The 22,054-nt window shown below is 46.7% G+C and carries 18 protein-coding genes; 15 read left to right on the forward strand and 3 right to left on the reverse strand.

The genetic code is table 11. From position 1 onward, the window contains the following. Window positions 1-2 precede the first annotated feature (2 nt). From TZ48_RS00880 to TZ48_RS00930, 11 genes are read left to right on the forward strand one after another with little or no spacing between them, the layout of a single operon-like run. Entirely contained in the window at window positions 3-302 is a 300-nt protein-coding gene (locus TZ48_RS00880; RefSeq protein WP_112462778.1) for a PAAR domain-containing protein, read from the forward strand. Between the two features lie 15 nt (window positions 303-317). Next, entirely contained in the window at window positions 318-779 is a 462-nt protein-coding gene (locus tag TZ48_RS00885) for a GPW/gp25 family protein (protein WP_112477901.1), read from the forward strand. Then, the gene (locus TZ48_RS00890) at window positions 763-2,904 is read left to right on the forward strand and encodes a hypothetical protein (protein WP_112477902.1); all 2,142 of its coding nucleotides are present in this window, start codon (window positions 763-765) and stop codon (window positions 2,902-2,904) included. The genes TZ48_RS00885 and TZ48_RS00890 overlap by 17 nt, the downstream gene beginning before the upstream one ends. Continuing rightward, window positions 2,901-3,617, forward strand: coding sequence for a hypothetical protein (locus TZ48_RS00895; protein ID WP_239670635.1), 717 nt, complete (start codon window positions 2,901-2,903; stop codon window positions 3,615-3,617). Before TZ48_RS00890 ends, TZ48_RS00895 begins: the two co-directional genes overlap by 4 nt. Then, window positions 3,617-4,813, forward strand: coding sequence for a hypothetical protein (locus TZ48_RS00900; RefSeq protein ID WP_112477904.1), 1,197 nt, complete (start codon window positions 3,617-3,619; stop codon window positions 4,811-4,813). The genes TZ48_RS00895 and TZ48_RS00900 overlap by 1 nt, the downstream gene beginning before the upstream one ends. Before the next feature lie 2 nt (window positions 4,814-4,815). After that, window positions 4,816-5,631, forward strand: coding sequence for a hypothetical protein (locus tag TZ48_RS00905; RefSeq protein ID WP_112477905.1), 816 nt, complete (start codon window positions 4,816-4,818; stop codon window positions 5,629-5,631). 8 nt (window positions 5,632-5,639) lie between these two features. Continuing rightward, entirely contained in the window at window positions 5,640-6,830 is a 1,191-nt protein-coding gene (locus TZ48_RS00910) for a hypothetical protein (RefSeq protein ID WP_112477906.1), read from the forward strand. Beyond that, the gene (locus tag TZ48_RS00915; RefSeq protein WP_162674428.1) at window positions 6,776-8,092 is read left to right on the forward strand and encodes a hypothetical protein; all 1,317 of its coding nucleotides are present in this window, start codon (window positions 6,776-6,778) and stop codon (window positions 8,090-8,092) included. Before TZ48_RS00910 ends, TZ48_RS00915 begins: the two co-directional genes overlap by 55 nt. Continuing rightward, on the forward strand, window positions 8,089-8,601 hold the full coding sequence (locus TZ48_RS00920) for a contractile injection system tape measure protein (RefSeq protein WP_112477908.1): 513 nt from the start codon (window positions 8,089-8,091) through the stop codon (window positions 8,599-8,601). The genes TZ48_RS00915 and TZ48_RS00920 overlap by 4 nt, the downstream gene beginning before the upstream one ends. Then, window positions 8,559-12,548: a contractile injection system tape measure protein gene (locus TZ48_RS00925; RefSeq protein ID WP_162674429.1), complete on the forward strand. Its 3,990-nt coding sequence runs from the start codon at window positions 8,559-8,561 to the stop codon at window positions 12,546-12,548. The genes TZ48_RS00920 and TZ48_RS00925 overlap by 43 nt, the downstream gene beginning before the upstream one ends. Window positions 12,549-12,560: 12 nt before the next feature. Beyond that, window positions 12,561-15,371: a hypothetical protein gene (locus tag TZ48_RS00930; RefSeq protein ID WP_239670636.1), complete on the forward strand. Its 2,811-nt coding sequence runs from the start codon at window positions 12,561-12,563 to the stop codon at window positions 15,369-15,371. A gap of 53 nt (window positions 15,372-15,424) precedes the next feature. Here the strand turns inward: TZ48_RS00930 and TZ48_RS00935 are convergent, their stop codons facing one another. Together TZ48_RS00935 and TZ48_RS00940 are read right to left on the reverse strand one after the other, a co-directional pair. Further along, window positions 15,425-16,807: an ATP-binding protein gene (locus TZ48_RS00935; RefSeq protein ID WP_112477910.1), complete on the reverse strand. Its 1,383-nt coding sequence runs from the start codon at window positions 16,805-16,807 to the stop codon at window positions 15,425-15,427. A 182-nt stretch (window positions 16,808-16,989) separates the two neighbouring features. Next, complete coding sequence (locus TZ48_RS00940; protein ID WP_112477911.1) at window positions 16,990-17,274, reverse strand: putative quinol monooxygenase; 285 nt, start codon at window positions 17,272-17,274, stop codon at window positions 16,990-16,992. A gap of 207 nt (window positions 17,275-17,481) precedes the next feature. Between TZ48_RS00940 and TZ48_RS00945 the strand changes: the two genes are divergently transcribed. Next, the gene (locus TZ48_RS00945) at window positions 17,482-18,315 is read left to right on the forward strand and encodes an alkaline phosphatase (protein ID WP_112477912.1); all 834 of its coding nucleotides are present in this window, start codon (window positions 17,482-17,484) and stop codon (window positions 18,313-18,315) included. A gap of 41 nt (window positions 18,316-18,356) precedes the next feature. After that, on the forward strand, window positions 18,357-18,992 hold the full coding sequence (locus tag TZ48_RS00950; RefSeq protein WP_112477913.1) for an alkaline phosphatase: 636 nt from the start codon (window positions 18,357-18,359) through the stop codon (window positions 18,990-18,992). Window positions 18,993-19,317: 325 nt separating this feature from the next. On the opposite strand, the gene TZ48_RS00955 is transcribed toward TZ48_RS00950, so the two are convergent. Then, window positions 19,318-20,463, reverse strand: coding sequence for an MFS transporter (locus TZ48_RS00955; protein WP_112477914.1), 1,146 nt, complete (start codon window positions 20,461-20,463; stop codon window positions 19,318-19,320). 227 nt (window positions 20,464-20,690) lie between these two features. Here TZ48_RS00955 and TZ48_RS00960 point away from each other — a divergent pair, with 227 nt between their 5' ends. Together TZ48_RS00960 and TZ48_RS00965 are read left to right on the forward strand one after the other, a co-directional pair. Further along, window positions 20,691-21,542, forward strand: coding sequence for a helix-turn-helix domain-containing protein (locus TZ48_RS00960; RefSeq protein ID WP_338062237.1), 852 nt, complete (start codon window positions 20,691-20,693; stop codon window positions 21,540-21,542). A 106-nt stretch (window positions 21,543-21,648) separates the two neighbouring features. Beyond that, window positions 21,649-22,054 (forward strand): patatin-like phospholipase family protein (locus TZ48_RS00965; RefSeq protein WP_239670637.1); only part of this gene is annotated, 406 nt, incomplete at its 3' end.

Genomic DNA, 22,054 nt, shown 5'->3' on the forward strand with positions numbered 1-22,054 from the left:
GAATGCCCTTTGCAGCAAGAATCACCGACATGCATGTCTGCCCCATGGTGACACCGGGGCTTCCCCCAGTACCACACGTGGGTGGACCCGTTATCGGACCTGGGGTGCCTACCGTACTGATTGGCAGCATACCTGCTTCGATTGTTGGTGATATGTGTACCTGCGTTGGACCGCCCTCAACCATTGTGAAAGGTTCCGCTACCGTCATGATTGGCGGTATGCCAGCCGCAAGAGTTGGCGATACCACCGATCACGGAGGCAACGTCGCTATGGGTTGTCTGACCGTGCTCATAGGCGGGTAAAAGGAGTTGTTCGAGATGAGTCGTAACCAGGGAATTTTAGGTACTGGCTGGGCATTTCCGCCAAGTTTTGATTCAGAGAGTCGCAGCGCCAAACTGTGCAGCAATGAGCAAGATATTCGTCAAAGTTTGACGATTCTACTCTCAACGGCACCGGGCGAGAGGATCATGCATCCTGAATTTGGCTGTGGTATTCAAAGATTCGTCTTTGCAGAGCTTAGCCGCACTACCCTAACCGAGCTAGAGTCTGAAATCCGACGCGCCATCTTACTGTTCGAGTCTCGAATTGACCTACGAGCCGTGTTACTCACGCCCGAGCCTTTGGAAGGGAGAATCCTCATCGAACTCGACTACGATATCGTCAGCACCAATACCCGTGACAACATGGTTTATCCGTACTATTTGCAAGAAGGCACCCTGATTAGTCCAGACTTGCTGCCAGTAGAAGCTTCAGGGGGAGCTTATGACTACCCAAGCTGAACGTCATAACCCTACCCTTGATTTAGGTTTCTTTCAGCCGCACGAACTGAGCTTCGAGCAATTGGTATTGTGGGCGAAACAATTTGCCACGCTTATCCCGTATCGCAATGAATTCGACCAACGAACGGGGGACTGGGGAGTCCTATTTGAAAAAAATGAATTGGTCGTGTGTGCAGCGATCCTCTCTGTCGATGAAAAAGCTTGGAAACAGCAGTTCAAACAAACCCAGCATAGCGATATCGAGCAAACCCTCAGCGTTATTCTCGGCATCTTCAAGCAGATTGAAGATTGGTATCACCATCTACCGAGCTCCCCAGAAGTGAGCTATCAGTTGAAATTGACGCTACTTAACGCATGCCAAACGCAGTTACGTGAATCATTTCAGCAGCTTTATCATGTCACACCAAGTCAATACCAAACGCAGTTTGTCACCTTTGATGCCATGTGGCGGCTCACGACTTCCAAGTCCCCAAAAGACAAAACCAACGTACCTGATAAAGCCAATACCTCGACAACGAGCAACGTCTATGAAGAAGCACAGCACTGCTTATCACGCATTTTTGTTGTGATCGCATCAATCAAACATGAGTGCAGAAAGACATTTGAGGTATCGTTAAAACATGGCGAACATCCTCCTCAGTTGGCGCTCTATCTTAGTTTTCTTAAACTGTTTGAACGTGCCCAAGCGCGGATTAACACTTTCACTCACAAACATCTGCTGTTCTACTATCGAGATGTGCTAAAACAAGCACCGCAGCAAGCCACTCAATCACCTGTGTATCTTAAGCTGTCTAAAAGCAAGGCCAGTCAGCAGCCCGTCGTGATTGAACAAGGTCATAAATTCAGTCCAGGTAATGGTGCAGATTTTTCACCGATTATTTATCACGCTGCCTATGGCATGAATGTCACTGACGCCGAAGTCTATAAGCTGTTTCACTTTAGTCTTCGCAGAGACCCACTGATTTCACCTGAAAAAGAGCTTGGCCTACCTTCGAGTGTCACTGGCCAAAAGCGCCATCTCGACCCAGAGATGACATGCCAGCAAAAGCTTGAACTCGAATCTTTTGCTGTGTTCGACAACGCCAAGCCACTGACCAGCGACAGAGAACCAGAACTTCAGGCGATGGGACTCACCTTATCAGATCCCATACTCACTATGGCTGAAGGTGAACGAGAGCTGAGCCTGGTATTCGAGCTTCAAGAAGTAGGCAGTAGTCAGCTTTATCAAAGATTATCGCTACTTAGTCGAGCAGATAACGATAACAGCCCACTCACCGATGATGAAATCGTTGCAGCCTTCGCAACCGTCATCAAAGAAATCATTGAACTACAAGCGCATATTTTTAGTGATTGGCAGTTACAGATAAAGAGTCAAGAAGTGGTAGATCATATCACCATCACGGCACTTAAGGCGTTGTTGCCTCTAGCTCCAGAGGCACAACTGCAAACACTTTACCGCGAACTGTATCTCGCGCTGCTCAACATTACGACGCAAGAACTGCTGCAACATTCAAACACCAAAACGAACAAGGCACTGCTGTTTCGAGTTCTCGGTCAACTTATGGCACGGCAAGCACTGTATCGGCAACAGTGGCTTGGAGACGAGCAAATTGCCACTATCACGTCGCTCATCAAATCGCTTGTTGACGTCAACCTTATTGATGCCACCGTGCAAGCCACTCTAGAGAGGCTTCTGGTTTACTCCCATGTTCAGACCTTTTATGAGTTATTCGAAGACGCGTTTGATGTCGAAATCACGACAGAGGCTGGATGGGTAAAAGTCGATCACGCTCAGCTTGTTCCTATGGATGAAAAGCAGAGCGCTGACATGGGCTTTGCCCTGCACATAAAGTTAGAGCCGGGTTTTGCTGCGATAAAACCTGTTAAACCTGCTAAGCCGACAGTGATAGCTGAGAGTGACCCTACTCTGCGGCTAACACTCAAATCTCAGTGTCATTGTTTCCTTTATGCCGTGCTCAGAGATTTTGAGCTTTCTGAAGTGGACATTGATTGTGATGTTGCGGGTGTATCACAGTTACAACTATTCAACCCTGATGGCCAAACGGATCCTAGTCAACCGTTCTACCCCTTTGGCGCTCAGCTAAAGACAATGCTTACTTGGTGATCGCTAGTCAAGAACTTGCATCCAAGCCGATTCACCGAATGAGTTTTCATTTTGACTGGGCAGATCTCCCTCAGACTGATGATGGATTTAGAGCGCACTATTCGGCCTATCCTTTTGAGTTCAACAACCAGAGCTTCAAAGTCTCAACTCAAGTGCTCAGCAATGGCCGCTGGGGACAGATTGGCTCAGATACACAACCGCTGTTTTCACCGAAATATGGACAGTTGGCTCGTCACCATCATATCGGCATAAAGAGCATGCAAAACAGTTTTGTACCAAATATTCAGCCGTGGCCTGTCATGCCCTATAGCCCTCAATCACCAATCCGCAATGGCCTATTCAAGCTCACCCTAACTGAGCCAGACTGCGCCTTTGGCCATCACGACTATGCGTTGTTACTTACTCAAACGCTGAGTGAAAATGTCAAAACGAAAAAACCAAAGCCGCTGCCGAATGCACCTTACACACCACTGGTGGATAAGCTGACATTGAGTTACCGAGCTAGAAAACGGATTACGCTGACTGAAATTAACGCCAATGAAACCTGTCGTATTCGCCATCTTCACCCATTTGGCGAGTCACAGGTATACCCTCGCGTCGGAAACCGGAAAGTCACTGCAGCAAGAATGCTGCCTCAATACAACGAAGATGGGCACGTGCTGATTGGGCTTAAAGCTCCGATCTATCTGGTTATCTCAATTTGTATTTCTTGATGGCAGAGGAATCTTCACTACTAACCCCATTTTCATCTCGAGATTATCAATGGTATTACTTAGTCGATAATGCCTGGGTGCCACTTCCAGCCAAAAATATGATTCATGACACCACGCAAGGATTCCTTAACTCGGGCGTAGTCACACTCGATATCCCCGATGTTGCGAACACCGAGCATACGGTAATGCCAAACGATCTCTATTGGTTGCGAGTAAGCACCAATAAAGGATTAGGCCAATATCCTAAGTGCTACCACGTCGCGACTCACGTGATACAGGCTAATCCAAGTGACAATGTCACTAAATCGACGACACCTTTCGCCAAGTGGCAGCATCAACCAAAAATTGCCAATCTAGGCACAATCGCTCAACTCACCCCCATGGCACAGTGGCAAGCTCATGAAACTGAGCGCGAATGGATCACCAGAACCAGCGAAAGCCTCAGGCACAAAGGCAAAGCAGAAAACCCTTGGGACTACGAGCATATCGTCCTACAACAGTTTCCTGCTATCGGTGCGGTAGATTGTTTTTCAGGTCGCCAGTTTGATAGCGACCAACCCAAACCGGGGCATGTATTGCTTACCGTAATGCCGAGTCAACTTAGCTGTGAACACGATCCTTGTGAGAGAAAAAACGTCAGCGCGGCGGATTTGCTCGCCATTCAGAACTATTTGGCCAGTGTCAGTCGCCCACAAACCAGAATCGCGGTTCGCAATCCCGGCTATGAAGAGATTCAAGTACGCTGCACGGTCGCCTTTGCCAAGGGCGTCCATCACGGATTGGCGCTGCGACAATTAGAATATTCCATCACGCAAGCTCTATGTCCTTGGCACCCAGATAGCCTCAACAAAGGTTTAGGTTGGACGTTGTCACTATCTAAACTCACCGCATTTATTAATCAGCAGCCGAACGTCACACATGTAAGCGGCCTATCGGTAATCAAAGTGACCCGAGAGCCAAGCCAAGAATATGAGCTGCTTGATAGCGCACGCGTCGACGAACCTATTTCAGCGAAACTGCCGTGGTATTTGCTCATTTCCGCCAAGCATCATCAAATCAAACTGTCATCACAGCACCATGCTGTTGAGCCCAGCCCTGCTGGGGTTGGCGATCTCACTATTGGCGAGCAATTTATCTTAGCGAGTGATGAGCGTGACGATATGCCAAACAGCGATAACGGTAAAAGGAGTCATTAACCATGCCAAAACGAAATCGAAGCACACTTAAGAATTTCTTTCGACCTGGGAACATGCCTTCAGCAGAGCACTTTTCTGATCTTATCGACTCATGTGTAAACCAGGTTGAAGATGGGTTTGAAAAACCACCAGCAACAGGATTGCAGCTGACAGCACTCGATCAGGAACACCTACTCAGCTTCTATCAGCAAAGCGACCGAGACACTGCGCTTTGGCATATGGGATTGGACGCAAAAACCACCAACCTGCACTTTCGCAACAACCCAGTAGCCGATATCACCGATGGCCATGTTGTCGCCGCCCCTAACCTCACCCTAACGCCAACTGGCCTAATGGGGGTAAACACTGCCGAACCGAAACAGACGCTGGATGTAAACGGCACTCTGGCATCACATGGGCGTGCCGGTGCTCAAACGGTTGAGTCTTTGATCCCGGCTGACGGTCAATGGCACGACATAACCGATAAACTTGAAGGCTGCCAAATGCTGGAAGTGGTCGCTGGTATTGGCATTCGTCATACTGGACGCTACGCCATGCTACATGCCATCGCCACCAATACTTGTGCACCCAACCATTGGTGGTGGCAGTGGCGGCGCAAAAACCCCATTAAAGCGCAGCACGCTTTTTTCCGTTCCACTGCCGACAAGCTCAGGTTGCGCTGGCGACATGAAACAGAATCCGGTACGGAGCGACCTTATCGACTACAAATTCGTACCAACACCAGCTATGGCGAGAATCGCTACATCCGTTACCACATTACCAAGCTATGGCATGACGACTACATGACGGAATGCGAAGTGAAAGGTGACAGTCAGTAGGAATAGCAATGACGACCACCATATCTAGGCAAGCGCACAACGACGACCCCGACAAGTTTGAACGATTGTTCCAACTTGGGATCACCTATATCCAAGCGCTCAGTGGCAAGGTATGGACGGACTACAATACTCACGATCCCGGGGTTACTATCCTTGAACAAGTCTGTTTTGCCCTCACGGACTTAATCTATCGTTGTGACTTCGATGTGCAAGATGTGTTGGCCAATCAATATGGCATTATCGACTATGAACGTTTAGGGCTCGTCGCTCATGACACCATTTTTGCCCCACCTCCGCAGACTGGCGCAGACTATGAGCGCTATTTAAATTCCAATATCCCTGAGCTCGAAAAGATCTGGTTTCAACCAGATGAGGAATATCCATACAGTGGGCTTTACCAGGTATCGGGATTGCTGCAGCGTTTCTATCGTCAGCGCAGCACAAACCAACAAGCTATTTCAGCCCAGAGTAAACCTCTCGATCACGCCAGTGTCGCAAGAGCCATTCGCGTCGCCTATTACTCTGTCCGTGGACTGAATGAAGACATAGAAAATGTCACCATTAGCGGAGAGCATGAAGTCGCACTGCGCGCTCACATCGAACTCAGTGACGAAGAAAATGATGCCAACCACATCGCCGCTTATGTTTATCAAGCTACATCGCAGTGGTTGCGCGAGAGAAACAGCGATGATGTTTCAGTGCTGCTTGAATCGCTTCTCTCTATTTCAAGTGTTGTTTCCGTTTCGGATTTAGAACTCGTTCCTTATCAACCAGCGAATGACGGTGACTCGCAGCCATCGCTTCCAAAGCACGCCAGTTTGATCATGCCTGAGAATCAAACGGAAATTGGGATCACTCTGATACAAAACCAACATGCGCTATCGCTTGATGCTGCAGACATTATGATCCAGATAGAGCAAATTCGTGAAATCAGCACCGCCACGCAGCAGCAAAGCGAATCATGGTATGAATTACCGACTGGACAGTATCGACAGCTCAATAGCTATGAATCGATTCAAACGCTTTTTCCTCGTAATTACCAACTGGCTACGAAGCTAATCAATCGCTACGACCCAAAATCGCAGGCAGAGCGCCACCAATTGCGCAGCTACCTACTACTTTTTGATCAACTGATGGCGAACTTTTGCGAAGACATCAATCAGCTGCCAACACTCTATTCCATCGACTATCAGGGCTAGCAAGCTATCAGCACCATGAATTTAATGACAACGAGTTCTTGAGTATCGGCAATCACTACCCCGAGGATATTGCCGCAAGCCTTAAATCATTACAGCAACATTTCGACCCTTATCCGCAGCGTAAGGGACGTATTTTTGATTACTTGATTGCTTTGTATGGTGAGCGCTATCCCGATACTTTGCATCGAGCTTTCAATCCGTATTACAGCGATGAAGAGCTGGAGCAGCGATTACTCGCTCTTAAGCAGCGCTATATTCGCCATATCGCAACCATCACGAACCAGCGCGGCGTTGGGGACAACTTGTTAGACCATAACCACCGCGGCGGCTACTCCGAGCGGCTTGGTATGCTGCTTGGTATGATGGGCAATGACAACCTTCAACTATCCGGACAAAGCGCTGGTGTGAGTCCAACGATTACCGAATATCTGCTCAATGTGGTATCAGATAAGGATTATCGCAGCAGTGACATTGGTAAAACCGCCCTTTTCGAACTGCAAGCTGCGGTTGAACCTTTGATGACCTCACTGCCAGAGCCTAACAAGTTGGTCTCGCTGAGTATTCAACTAAAACGCCAATTACGCGCATCTGTCTATGCAATTAGTGGGCAGACTCTACCAGAGTCGCTACTGCAATTTGGTGTCGACCATCGCCGCTATCGTATCTTACAAAATGGCCAAGAAGGTGAGTTTCGTTTGCTGTTTGATATGGGTGGAGACGATCCTCAGCGTTGGCTCTACATCGCCAAGTACAACCGTCAAGACAAACTAGTACGATTTTGCGAATGGCTCCAAGCGTGGTTGATTGAGTTGAATCAGCGCTCCGAAACCCTGTACGTAGTCGAGCCGATAACGCTAAGGAACGTGGTTGCTGGTAGGGCAGAAACTAATAGTAACAATGACCAACCCGAGGGCTGCAAACTACAGAACCAGCAGAGTACGCGAAACATCGATGAACTCGCCAACCGTCTCTGCATAGTGCTACCTGGTTTCACTGCACGGCATCAAAACTCCCTGTTTAGACAGCAGGCTGAAAAACTGATCCGCGACAATACGCCAGCACATCTGTGTATTCAGGTTCTTTGGCTCGATTTTTACAGCTTCTATGAGTTTGAAAATCGCTACCACAGCTGGCGCAAGGCAAAAGCAAACGTACTCGACACACCGTCCAATGAGTTACAAAGCCATTGCGATGACGCTGCGAGCCAGTTGCGAGAAATCCTAAGTCAGCCCCACGTAGCGAGTGAGGCGTTGCTGTTATGATGAACAACAAAACGCTCAGGCTCGACCCAAATGCTCAACATCATTCTATCCATCATGTATCGCTGGAGGTTGATTTTGACCGTAGCGAACTTGCAGAGCAGTTCGCGGCCGAGATTTGTCCCAAACTGGTTGCGGAGATCCTTCCAAGTGTGGAAGAAAAACTGAACGCATTTATCCCAGCGGATATGGTGATTAAAATCGACAACCTTTCTGTTGATTTGGGCACTATTCAGTTGAAGTCAAAAGATAATGTCGGACTTTACAGCGCACTAAAAGAACAACTCACATGGCAAATTTACGACCAATTGTCGCGGAAACTGAGTAGCTCTAATTCAGGCAATCGTCGAACTCGGTCAGAAACTTCGAATAGTGCGTCAGCGAGCTCAACCAACCCCATTTCCACAGAACCGCTCACCTCATTTGAATGGCAGCAAGCTTGGCATTTTCTCAATACCGGTCTCCTTGATTGGCCATTCCAACACACTCGCCGCTGGAAGATAGTGGCGTAGAACGGGTATTACTCGAAAACAGACAGCGACTAAGCCAAGCCCTTTCTCAAAGCAATCGCCCCAATAAAGTGCTTGGACGAATGACTCAGCAGCTGTCGTCAGCAACCCTAGCAGCCTTGCTACCGGCATTGAACCAAGCTCAGCGACGCGCTTTGATGGCGATGTTACTTCAACGCCAACACCTAGAGCCTGAACTGCAATCCGTTTTACGCCAAAACTGGCAGACACAAATTGTTGATGCCATTCAAGCTCGGAGGCTAGATCCGATAATGGCGTTCTGGGATCCTTTGCTTTCTCGTTATCACCTAGCTGTGGTTGAAGCACTCTATCAGCAAGCCCACAACGCCTCATTGCCTGTATTACTGGTCGACTCGCTATCCGTTAAGCAGAGGCTGGCGCTCTTTCATCGTTTGGAGCCGCTTGAATATCCATTTTTACACCAGCTATTGAGCGCACCCGAACTTTGGATGCAATCAGAGCAACAACCGCACTATCGAGAAGCCTCCTCTTCCAGCGAAGTTCCAGCTTTTCTGTGGCAGTTCACGTTTCACTTTGTGCTTGTCGAGCGTGGCAGCCGATTCAACAAACAGCAATACATGCTGGGTTTGGTTGGCCACATGGCGGCAGAGCGCAATCTCGATATCCAGACTTTGATTGCCGAACTAAGATACCACCTAAGTTCAACTCACGTTGATGGTTCACTGCGTCAGCAGATGCTACGGATGTTGGACGAGTTCGCACTTGATGATGAGACATACTCGGTCAATCGTAAGGAGCCAACTGACAATGTCGTAACAGCCGATTTGATCCACCGCCTTAAGTCAATGGGAAGTAGTTCAAGCATGTTGCCGCTGTTAGAAAAAATACTAAATGACGAGTCCTCGTCGAAAGAGTTATACCGGCAGTTCAATGTAGATGTGGATTTACAACAGGCTTTGTGGTCGTCACTGCCCAATGAATGGATTGAGCGCTTAATCGAGGTGTTTAACCATGTTCAACGCGATGTCATTGAGGCGCTGCCCATTGCTTCGCCTGCTGAAATTAGAGAATCGAAGTCTTCACTTAAACACAAATGGGAGGCTCTCACCAAACAGCAACCTAAGACTCAAACATTTCATCATCGTCTACTGATCGCATTGAAATCAGGTAACGAAAACAGCTTAAAGCAGGCTTGGCCTGACAATCCGAATACCCTAAAGTCGCTGCTGCTTTGGTCTGGGCAGCTTGCGGCAGTCCGCCGCCATTGGGTGGATAGCTACTCCAATACCACCCTAATGACCTTTACCGAAGTAATAGAGCCCGCAGCACTGCCCATCGTGAGCCAAATATTTAGTGAACAAGAGACTATTCGCCGCTCTCTGCATGAACTCACCCCACCCGCGCCAATCGATGCCAATACACTTCGCGACAGCCTTTGGGAGTTTACATTCAGCTATTTGCTGGTTGAACGCGGCAGTGAGTTTAATAACCTCAGCTACCTGCAATCACTGACCGAACAAATGGCGGCCAGACGTAATGTTGAACATGAAGTGCTGGTCACATCCTTGCTCACTCTGTTTTCTGCCAGCTCGTCATCCGGAGCAAGTCACGTACTCTCCAAGGCTCTACTCACCATATCTTCGCAATTTAATCAGCCAAGCCCCCAAGGGGTAAAATCGAAGACCAATGAACTGGCGGCTTTATCCGAACTTAACACCCACGCACTCCAGCTTTGGTTAGAAGTAACGAAGCAGTTTACCCACTTTTCTCCACAGTTTTGGGTTGCACTGCTAAACGGAGAACCTAAGGTCATTCAATCTTTCGTTGAGCAAACACACATAAAGTCGAATAGTGAAAATGGTCAATCTCAACGCCTTATCAGCGCTTTAATGGCAACTCCAACTGTTCAGCAGCGCTGGTTAGTGAAAATGTCCGATCAAGATTTGCTTGCTTTGTTTGCTTGGCTGAACCCAAAACGGCAAGCAATTCAGCCTTTGTTATCCTTGGTGTTAACACTACAAATCCACAAGGCAGAACTGCGCTCGCTTGGTGTTTCCGTTGGTTTGATCGAAACCAAAGTGCTCATATGGCAGCCATTACTTTCTCTGCCATCTAACTTCAGGGGGCAGCAAGCAATATTAGAATCTGCGCTGCACACTCTCATATCTTCGATAGCAAAACGCAGCCTAAAGCATGAAAGTGATATCGCTGATAAATTGCTGTCTTTAGATGGGTTCTCTTGTGAGCAACATCGCCATACTTGGCTGAGTAGATCTCTAAACAGGCTTTCATCAAAACAGTTGAGCCGCAAAGTTATTGAGCAGTGGGTAGCCGATATTCAGTCGGAAAACTCAACCACAGCTTGGACATCGGAACAGAAGCAGCGCCTCATCGAAACACTGACCAATCGAACCGTGGATACAAGTCGAGCTCAGTTAAAACCAGATAGTCGAACCATTCGTCGCATTATCAAACGATTGCAGATCACTAAGCCAATAAGCCTCGACCTTCCATTGGTTTGTGACCTTATTGCAGCTTTTGATATTCCGGTGACTTGGCTTTATCAACAACTGTTGGGCTCAAACCCTCCGCAGACATCGCGCGAATGGTTTAGCGTCATTGTCCGTCAAATACAGAATCAACACCCCACAACTAAAGAGCAAACGCTTTATGAACAACTAGCGACATGGCTTAAATCTCAAAAACCACCTCGTTATCAAGACTGGTTAGACTCGATTCCGACTCCTCCGTCTGTACCTCAGCTGATTGAAAACCTGCTAACCAAAGACCACACCAAGCAAGCTATTTCCTCTCTTCAACAAGCGATTGACTCTGCTCCGCGAACGCTCAGTCAGCAGCTGACCAATGTGCTGCAATCGAGAGAGAAGCTTGAACACTGGATTGACTCCCTAACATCAGCGACGCATTTGGCGCTTGTTATAAAACTTAACCCTAACCTCTATGCTTTGGTTCCTCTTTACCAAGCACTCATGTCACATGCCAATCAAAGTCAGCGCATTCACGTCGTTTTTTGGAAACTGGTGTATCAGCGAGTGGTGTTGATGGGTGCGTTTGCCAATCCATCGCAAACACTAAGTTGGTTAGTTGCAGAGCTTTGCCATGCGCCTGAGGTACAGCAGCAATTTCAGCTCAAGTCGGCTGAGAGCTTGCCATTTTTATCAAAACTAGAGCTCTCGGACTCTCTACTTCAAGTAAAAAATAGGTTGTCAGTGAGGCATGCGACAAGCGGGTCAAACAGTTCAAAAAAACAGCCTTATAGCGAGAGCACACCTATCATTCAGCCACAAAACGTCGACGCTAATCACCCAGAGGTTGCGAGTATTAACCAAGCATTAGCTCTCCCTCGAGAGCAGCACTTAAATACTGCAGTGAAAGCGACAGCGAACGACGAAGTGGAAAATGAATCCCTCAATTGGCCATATAAAAAAGACGACGTTGAATACGCTGAGCCCATCACTGTCACCAATGCAGGGCTGGTGATTGCTTCAACCTACATCCCAGCTCTGTTTCAGCGCCTTTCTCTCACCAATAACCAAGGATTTGTTAGTGAAGAAACTCAAGTGCAGGCTCTATTTTGCTTGCAGTACTTAGTAGAGGGCGTGAGTGAAGCTCCGGAGTACTTATTGGTACTCAACAAAATACTGTGTGGCATGGACATCCAACAACCCATACCTACCGATGTCGAACTGCCAGACAACGCGAAACAAACCATCGATGGTCTACTGACGGCAATGATTGCCCATTGGAGCGCAATCGGAACCACATCGATTGAAGGTTTACGGACGACATTTTTACAACGCGAAGGCTATTTGACTAAAGAAGACAACCAATGGCAGTTACAAGTGATTCCCGGTACGTTTGACGTGCTGCTAGACCAACTGCCTTGGAGTTTTCAAACCATCAAATACCCATGGATGGATCAACCTCTATTCGTGACTTGGCGCTAAGGACACCCTGATATGAACAACGTTTTACTCGACCACTTTTATGACCCAGTTCGCCGGAAGCGATTTAGACAACTTAGTAAACTGATCGTTATGGTGAGTGTCATTTGGATAGCAGCGGTAGGTCTTTCATCTAAGACAGCACATGGCGACACCGCAAGCAGTCAACCAATCAGCTGTGAAACCAGCCTGCCACTGAAAGACAGTCGCTATCAAGGTCGAGTTATACAGCAGCAGCTCAATGCTCTGTATCAAAACAACGCCGGTTTTCAAGCAGCATTAAAAACGAACGGAAAGATGCTGACCGATGGTCTGTTTGGTCCAGTGACGCACAAATGGCTAGTTTACTTTTGCAGTGAATTCGATGTCACGGCAGCCTATAAAGCGAGTGGCACTGACAGTACCACTTTTGTCGATGCGACACTGATTGATTTGGGACGCGCAACGGAGATCAACGCACTGTTCCCAAACTGGCGCGATAGTATTCCAGCAGCGCAACTCCTTAGATTAAGCTCAGAGCAATTGCTGCAACTTTTAGCACCAAGCAGCAATATCGACGGCAGTGAGACGTACAACACGGAGCAAGAATCCAATTCTAGTAATACGGCCAACATTACCAGCTACTATTTCGAGCTCACCACCGATGATCTAAATAGACAAGAGACCCTGAAAGCTCTTATGGCGCTGGCGAAGCAGCAGTTTCCAGAACGCAGCAATTTATATAATGAGTTGGTAAAACTAATTGATCAATTGGACGCAACATTCGATCCTGCACTCGATTTGAACAAGTACATTCAGTCTCAAAGCCTGAATCACACTAGCGAAAGCAACAGTGCGACCGAGGCTACCAGTACCACTCAAACTAGCTCTAGCACAGCAAACTCTGGCCAAGATGCCACCAATGACTCTACAGCGACGAATGCGAAAACGAGCTCAACATCAAGCAGTTCACCATCTGATAGCACCAACAGCAAATCGTCAAATACGCCATCCTCTACTTCAAGCACCAGTACTACCGGTTCCACAGATTCAACCGTTAGCGATAGCCCAGTTACGCAAACCAACACCACCAGCACTACCAAAACCACAGCACCTTTGGTTCACTGGCAGTTAGATAGCGCAGCCCTTTTTGCGGAGTTTGATAAACAAGCCGTCTTTGCGATTCCAGCCAACTTGCAAAAGCAATTAACGCCGCTGGCCAATCAGGTGTTCGCTAGCCAATACTTGTTTGAATCGGCGATGGCATTACAAGGTATCGATCTTAGTTCTTCAGATGTCGCCAATGTCATCAAGGTCGCCTACAAGCAAGGAATTGCTCAAAATGATGCGCCACCAATACTTTGGCAAGCAACGGAAGGCTGTGGATGCCAAGACAGCCGCCTATCCATTTTCAGTAATGCTACCTTTTATGGTCTCTACCCTTATTGGGCAGGTGGTGATGCCGCCCAAATCATCAACTTCAGTCAGCTCGATCGTATCGGTCTATTTGGCGCTGTCGCCAAACCAAGCAATAGTGGCAGCCTTTTAGCCTTACCGCCAAACTGGCAGGCCGATAAACAATACACAGACTTTGTCCGTACCGCTCACCGCTATCGCAGCCAAGTCGATTTAGTCATGACGACACCGAGAAATCTATCAGAAATTGCACTGATAGAGCTGTTGGATCAGAGTTTGATAGATCAAATCGTCGATGCGATTGCTACACCGCTGGATGATACATTGCTTAATCGAATGAAGCCCATGATGACACTCGGCATGAAGCCAATACCCACGATTGGTGACGGCGTCACTCTCGATATTGATGTTAGCAGTTTGACCACCACGGAAGGCCACAATGCTTATCTCAACTTTGTGCGTGATCTGAAGCAAGCCCTCCTCAAGCGTCAAGGTGTTAGCATCACCAAAAGCAGCGATGTGGTCGCTCAGCCAAGTGACCGATTCTACCTAAATATCGTCGTTCCAATTGATGAACTGTTAACGGACAACTCACAACGCTTTTATCAGTTCGCCAATGTCGATACGCTCACTGACATTACTAACCATTTAATTATGCGTCCCCATGTTCAAAAAAATAGTGACTCTCAGTCACTGAGCGCTGAACAAAAAGCACAGCAAGAGCGAATCCAAGTACAACAGTTGCATCGCTGGTTAAGCAGCCAAAGTGAGCAGCTAAAAGTTGAACACATGTTCAAGAAAATGGTGCCTATGCTGATCACCCAAGATAATCGTGATTCAGAGACTCAACTGACGCAGCTACTACGTTTGTCGAGTTGGAGTTTTATCGGAGCTGCCTACCAGCCAATACCTTTAAATGCTCTAAGTCAGGAATTAGTAGACCAAACTTTCTACCCAGACACACCCGCATTTTTGCCCGCATTCCAATCACTGGAAGCAAAAGTCTCTGCACTAATGGATTGGTTATGCCCTAACCGCTGGCTATTACGTGCGATTCTGTTTGTGATTTTTACTGCTATCGCAGCTGTTCTGATTATCAGCAATTGGTACTACCCAATCAGACCGTATTTGCTTAAGCAGCCCTTTGTGCTGCTCTGTGTCGGCTCTCTAGCCACACTGATGCTGGTGTTCATCGCTGATCCGTATTTTGCTGAATACCGAGTGGCGATCCTGCTGGGGTTCATGGCGGTGATAATTTGGATACTGCTATTGGTAAGATGGTTAACCGTTGAGGGAGACAAGCCTAAGTCTCCTATGCTTTGGGCTTATCCGGATGCTGATTCAATTAGTATGCTTGGTTTCGAGTATAAATACCCGAGTTCTGTGTCAGCGGGCAACATTCTCATAGAACTCTGTTTTGCCGTCTTTTGATCAGTAAACACAGTGACTACCTCGAACGATTACAATAAGTGAGTTTTTTCACCCTAAACAAGCTTATTGTCTTTCTTTAACTCAGTTCGAATACTGTCAATGATATCTTGGTGGTACACGACTTTCTCTCCACGTCGAATAGCGGTCAACGCACATTGACGCAGTACGTTAATGACTTGCCCACCCGCTATTGAAAAGTCCTCAGCAATGCGCGTGAGGTTAACATCCTCCGCGAGATCGCAAACATTGCTAAATGCTTTCTCCCAAAGCAATAAGCGTTCCTCTGGTCCTGGTATCGTGAAATAGACCATATTCTGAAACCGGCGCGTAAAGGCCTCATCCATGTTACTTTTTAGGTTGGTTGCTACGATGACAGTCCCCGGAAAGTCCTCTATTTTTTGCAACAAGTACCCTGTTAATTGGTTTGCATGACGGTCATTTGAGCTACTCGCTTCGGTTCTTTTTCCAAATAGAGCATCGCCCTCATCGAAAAACAAAATCCAATCTTTGTAACTGGCAGCATCGAATACTCTCGATAAATTCTTTTCCGTTTCACCAATATACTTTGACACCACCATGGATAAGTCGACCCGATACACTTCTCGACCTGTCACTTTGCCCAATAGAGCAGCTGTCAGTGTTTTTCCGGTACCCGGAGGTCCAAAAAAGACCGCTCTGTAGCCTGGTTTGACCTTCTTTGCCAAAGACCACTCTTGCATCAGTGTATCACCGTGGGATAACCACGCGCGCAACTCCTCTATCTTGGACATGACCGAGTACTCCAACACTAAGTCCTCCCACTCTAATGGCGTATCAAGATGATGAGCTGGAAAAGTGGCGCTCAACTCAGGGCGGTGTTGCTCTCCAGTAATAAAATAATTGAGCCACTGTTCAGAGAGGTGAAAAACGCCTGCCAAAGCAGGAGTGCCAGGATCGACCCGTAATAATTCGATGACTTGTTCAGCCATGAGTTTGTGGCTACTTGAAAATATTGAAGCAGTGTGAAGACGCCACTCCGGATTGTTGGCACTAAGAAGAAAGTTAAGCGTTTGTCCCGTAGGCACAAACCCATTGTGAGTGCGGTCTACCACACCACCGAACTCGGTAAATGGCCTATCAATCAAGCCATTGACACCAAAAAAATAATCTAACGCATCTGGCTTGACAGAAGGTGCCATTGCCAGCGCCAATGCAAGCCTTTCAAATGGGTTTAAACGCCAGTCTAAGATCGTATCACCATAAACACTATCACCTCGTTTAAGCTGTGGCGCCTCAATATCGAGCCAGTGCTTCTCATGCCCTTCTTGTTTAAGGTAACTACAAATTACTTGCCCAATAACTTCGGTCAGCCAGTCTATTTCTCGATGCAAAGCCAACAGGTTTTGCTGTTGCTGATAATTAACCGTTAAATCAGTATTCCAGTCCAATACTGCCATGTCTGCTCCTGCTGTCCTTGCGCAAGCCTCATAACTAACGATGGCCTAAGTCATGATTTAATTGAGCCTTTGATATCATGTGGTTAGCAGTATAGGAGAGATGATCAGAACCTCAAGTATGAACCTTGGTTAATAATGTGAGTTGAATTCAAAAAAACGATAAAGCTTGAAAGCGACGAATGCTATTCCGCTTCAGTAACAACCGTGTAGAAGCGCTTTACATTCCCAGTCACTCGTCCCCAATCTGAGTCAGCAACGCGCGCTTGGTGATGCTCGAATGCGGCTTTATCTACGAACTCCTCGTAAACGCTGAATCGAGTAGGCTCATTAACATCTTGCTCTACAGTAAACACCAGACAACCTGGTTCGGCATGGGTCAGCGCTTTGTGTTGATGCAGCGCTTTTATCACGACCGAAAGCTCATCTTCCGGCACCTCGATATAACCTTTGAGGATCGTTTTTGGCATTTATTTTCCTCTAAGTCTGCAACTCATAATAAAACCCCTTTACCTACATTGTAAAAACAGTACCGAAGATCTTTTATAGCACGGTTTTTACCCTTTATTTTCATTACCTTACAACAAAAAATCAAATATTATCTTCATAATTAAGAAACCAGTTTGAAATAAACCTCTCATATCATCCTCTCAGAACTTATTAATAGGTGATATGAGATGAACTTAAACAAAAATTTAATTGCCACTTCAATTTTGGCTTCTCTATTTCTTTCCGGTTGTAATTCATCGGATGAAAATACTGTCGACGGTAAAGATCAATCGGAGTCGCAAACAAAAAATGTGATTGTAATGATCACCGATGGAGCAAGCGACGGTGCGTGGGACATTGCAAGTTTTTGGCAGCATGGTGAGCTGTTGAACGACACCTTCCCGTTCAACGAGCTAGATACTCGATATGCAATGAGTACTTATGCGTTAAACGGAAACTCAGCACCAGATAATAGCCCTTCATGTGATCCGAATGCTTATGCCGAAGGCTTCAGTTACAGTGCTGAGAAAGCATCTAGTGATGCCGCGGCAGCCGTCGCCGACAAAGTATTCGCTGGCTATGAGTATCTCGATACCAACTATACAGATTCTGCTGCATCTGGCACCGCGATTGCTACAGGGCAGTCTACCTATAACGGTGCGATTAGTATCGACAGTTGTGGGAACGAACTGAAGCTAATCACTGAGTATGCTCACGATAATAAACTCTCCACTGGTATTGTTTCAACGGTGCAATTCTCCCATGCAACACCGGCGGTGTTTGGTGCCAAAAATAACTCTCGCAGTAATTACACCGAGATTGGTACTGCTATGTTAAAAAATGGTTACGCTGACCTCATTATGGGCGCAGGACATCCGATGTACGACGGCAATGGCAAAGCTCGTGGTCAAGACGAAATAAACTATAAATACATTGGAGAAGATACATGGAACAAGCTCCAAGCAGGCACATTAGTTTCTTCTAGCTCAGAGACGCTTGGAGCTTCTTTGACGCCAAGGTAGACTTTGAAAAACTGGCAAACAACCAAGCCAGTGATGACATCATGACAGGCCCACTATTGGCGATTGTCCAGTCAGCTTACACAGCACAGCAAGGTCGAACAACTTGTAGTGATAACCCATCGCTCAACGACATTGCTTTTGCTTGCCCTAAACTAAGCAATATCCCAGACCTTGCAACTATGTCGAAAGGTGCGCTTAACTACTTGTCTCAAAATCAAAATGGTTTTTTCCTTGCCATTGAAGGTGGCGCGGTTGACTGGGCTGCACATGCCAACGACACCGCTCGTATCATCGAAGAACAAGTCGACTTTAATAACGCGGTAAAGACAGTGTTTGAGTGGGTTGAAACCAACAGCAGTTGGGATGAAACACTCCTTATCGTGACGACAGACCACGGTAACGCATTTGTTTTGGGAGAGTCATCTGACTCCGCGATCTACGCTGGCGTGGAGAATGCAGGGATCGGACAAATGCCCAACGTTCGTTACTACAGTGGTGCTCACACAAATGAACTCGTGCGCCTGTACGCAAAAGGCAATGGTGCTGAGCGCTTTGCCGAATATGTGATTGGCAATGACGAAAACTATGCCTCACGTTACCGTCACTCCGGTACAACCGGTGAATATGTCCAAAACAAACACATCTTTAATGTCGTCAAAGATGTGATAGAAAACTAAATCACCCTCGACCCAAGTATCTACTTATCACTATTAGATACTTGGGTTAATCATCATACTACCGCAATATTCAGATAGACTATTCACGCGCAAAGACTGATATAAGTTATGATCAAAAGGCTGAACTAATCTGGATACTTTCTTTATAGAAAAAACCCGAAGCAAACTGCTTCGGGTAGATGCTTGACCAATGCGAATAACAAGTGAGTCAAGAAAGTGGATAAACTATGGAACTTCAAAAAATTAAGAATGTCTTCTCATATACCATTTAAAATAGCCAACACATTTTATACTTCAACCAAAACTAGCAATTTAATTGTTTCACCTACTGTAGAGCAGAACTCTGCGTTACGTTCCCACTCTCTTTCACAGCAAAGTACACCAACAGTGACAGTGAGCCTGCTGCACAAACTAAACAGACATAGAACGCGTCGTAATAGCTATACAGCTCCCCGACTACCCCAACGGAAAGACTCGCTAACAACATGCTAACTTGTAGTAAGCTGGTGAACAGCGTTGATGCCGTACCTAAACGATCTTTCATCATATCCTGTAGCGCCACCATGCCGAGTGTCGCGGTAATACCAATAAAAAAGCCATTGAGGATTTGCGCGACGAGTAATTGCCAAATCTGGGTAACATTGAGCATGACGAGATAGAATGCGGTACCACTGACTAAAGAAATAAGTAGCAGCTTCATAGTCCCAAACCTTATCGCCATGCGCCCTGCTTTTATCATGATTGGCAATTCACACAGTGCTGCCATACCAAACATATAGCCCACCCAACTGGCATCAACGTTTAGCTCCTGTGATAGGTAAAGGGGCATACTGACGATATAGAGATTGTTGGCACAGAACATCAATATCAACGCAAGACAATAAAGCGGCACCTTGCTATCAATTGGCGCACTAGGCTTGGACTCTGACGTTTGTGGTTTACCGATACTGTTTGGCAAATAGAGCGCAGCAAGCACCATAGCAACTAAAGTTGCGAATGCAGCAATTAAAAACGAAGCGCTATAGCCAAAATGAGCTTTTAACGTGAATGCCATAGGAGAGCCGACTACCCAAGCAATCGCCGTACCTGCTCGCATAATTGAAAGAAAGCTGGCGCTGTCCTCAATATGCTCATCGGCATACTCTCTCCCCAAAGCGAACAACTGGCCAAAAATAGCGCCACTCACACTACCAAACACGACGGCGAAACCCACCGCGAGATAATAGTTACGAGTAAAGCTAAAACCCAGCACCGTAATTAAGTAGCAACCAAGCGCAATCAGCAGTATGTGTTTTCTATCCCAACCTTGATCAGACTTCATCGCGATGTATTGCGACACAATAACGGCGGAAAGAAATGAAGCAATCATGTAGACACTGAGCATGGTTGGGCTCGCGCCTAGCGCTTCAATTACAAACAGACTAGAAAGTGGATAGAAAAATGACCCACATATCCCAGCGACAAAGGTCATTATCAAAAAATGATGGATTCTTTGGTTTTAAACATAGCGCGCTCCCCTCGCCTAGTCGTTTTGCTCATTCGGTATAATCGTTAGTTTACGGTTACATCTCTTAAATGATTAATGGCAATCCGTCGATTGTTGATACTTTCCATTCATTTAGTGAATTGGTTTTGACTGAATTGGTTAACTTTCTTATTCTGATGACAGTTCAAGGACGGAAGTAAGGACGACAGAGCGTGAAGCCGCTGATAGAAAACGTACTCAGTGAAAACGACTTTAATTGGTCGGTAAAAGAATTTTATTGTCACAGTGGAAGTGCGCAGCGTACGTGCACTTGGCATTATCATTCTGAATATGAGCTGGTGTTATATCGTGACCCAAAAAAGCAGGTCTCTGGTCACTATTTTGCTGGCGATTCTGTCAATGATATTCACCACAACTGTTTGCTTCTTTACGGTCCTGGCCTGCCTCATATGGTGACGGGCTCAATAAAAAATTGTCAGCAACCAGAGCACAGCACCCTAATTCTTTGGTTTCGACATCAGTGGATAGAATCACTCATTAAAACACTGCCAGAGTTTAAGCACTTAACGCGAATACTTGTTAAAGCGGCCTATGGCTTAACGTTTAGCGCAGAGACCGCTGAGTTTATTTATGAACAGCTACGTCATTTAGAGAAGTATGAGACGCATCATCAGCTTATCAGAGTGCTACGCGCACTCAGTGCATTAATCGATGATGAGAATGCACGAGCACTGTCGATAACGCCTTATGGAATGCAGCATATTGACGACCATGAATCAACAAAGCGTGTCGAACTGGCTCGACGTTTTATCGAACAACACTACGCTGAGCCAATAAAAGTCGGCGATTTGTGTCAAGCATTGCATATCAGTGAGAGCTCCGCCTATCGATTGTTTGAGCGTCACTTTCTAGAAAATTTTAGCGAGCACCTAAAGCGATTTCGCATTGGCAAAGCGTGTGAGATGTTGGTTAATGGCGATATGCCAGTGGCATCGATTGCAGAGTTGTCAGGGTTTAATAACGTCTCGAACTTTAACCGTCAGTTCAAAGGCGTTAAAGGATGACGCCATCCCAATTCCGAACGCAGTACTTAACGGGCAAAGTAACCGAGAACTTAACAAATATTTAGGGTTCGGGGATAAAGGAAAAAAGTAAAGGAATCACATTTAAATGACACTCAAAACACAACATGCTTTGGTGGTTGAAGGCGGCGCGATGCGGGGCATCTTTGCTGCTGGGGTTTTGGACGGCTTTCTCGACCATAGCTATAACCCATTTGATTTTTGCATTGGTGTCTCTGCAGGCGCGACCAATATTGCTTCTTGGCTTTCTAATCAGCGTGGACGAACCTATACCATCATATCCGACTACTCTTGTCGGCCTGAGTTTATCAACTTCGGCAAATTTGCCAGAGGTGGCCATTGGCTCGATCTTGACTGGCTCTGGGATCATATTGCGTTGCACTACCCTTATGACATGCAAGCCTTTAGCGAGCAATCTATTCCCTTCCATATCGTGACCACCGATGTCACTTCGGGTGCCCCTGTCTATACATTAGGCAATGAGTGTAAACTTC

The organism is Vibrio variabilis (assembly GCF_003263785.1).
Taxonomy (GTDB): domain Bacteria; phylum Pseudomonadota; class Gammaproteobacteria; order Enterobacterales; family Vibrionaceae; genus Vibrio; species Vibrio variabilis.

Bases quoted from the DNA above. Each gene is read 5' to 3' on its own strand.
- TZ48_RS00880 (WP_112462778.1), top strand. From the start codon at position 3: ATGCCCTTTGCAGCAAGAATCACCGACATGCATGTCTGCCCCATGGTG.
- TZ48_RS00885 (WP_112477901.1), top strand. From the start codon at position 318: ATGAGTCGTAACCAGGGAATTTTAGGTACTGGCTGGGCATTTCCGCCA.
- TZ48_RS00890 (WP_112477902.1), top strand. From the start codon at position 763: ATGACTACCCAAGCTGAACGTCATAACCCTACCCTTGATTTAGGTTTC.
- TZ48_RS00900 (WP_112477904.1), top strand. From the start codon at position 3,617: ATGGCAGAGGAATCTTCACTACTAACCCCATTTTCATCTCGAGATTAT.
- TZ48_RS00905 (WP_112477905.1), top strand. From the start codon at position 4,816: ATGCCAAAACGAAATCGAAGCACACTTAAGAATTTCTTTCGACCTGGG.
- TZ48_RS00910 (WP_112477906.1), top strand. From the start codon at position 5,640: ATGACGACCACCATATCTAGGCAAGCGCACAACGACGACCCCGACAAG.
- TZ48_RS00920 (WP_112477908.1), top strand. From the start codon at position 8,089: ATGATGAACAACAAAACGCTCAGGCTCGACCCAAATGCTCAACATCAT.
- TZ48_RS00930 (WP_239670636.1), top strand. From the start codon at position 12,561: ATGAACAACGTTTTACTCGACCACTTTTATGACCCAGTTCGCCGGAAG.
- TZ48_RS00935 (WP_112477910.1), bottom strand. From the start codon at position 16,807: ATGGCAGTATTGGACTGGAATACTGATTTAACGGTTAATTATCAGCAA.
- TZ48_RS00940 (WP_112477911.1), bottom strand. From the start codon at position 17,274: ATGCCAAAAACGATCCTCAAAGGTTATATCGAGGTGCCGGAAGATGAG.
- TZ48_RS00945 (WP_112477912.1), top strand. From the start codon at position 17,482: ATGAACTTAAACAAAAATTTAATTGCCACTTCAATTTTGGCTTCTCTA.
- TZ48_RS00950 (WP_112477913.1), top strand. From the start codon at position 18,357: ATGACAGGCCCACTATTGGCGATTGTCCAGTCAGCTTACACAGCACAG.
- TZ48_RS00955 (WP_112477914.1), bottom strand. From the start codon at position 20,463: ATGACCTTTGTCGCTGGGATATGTGGGTCATTTTTCTATCCACTTTCT.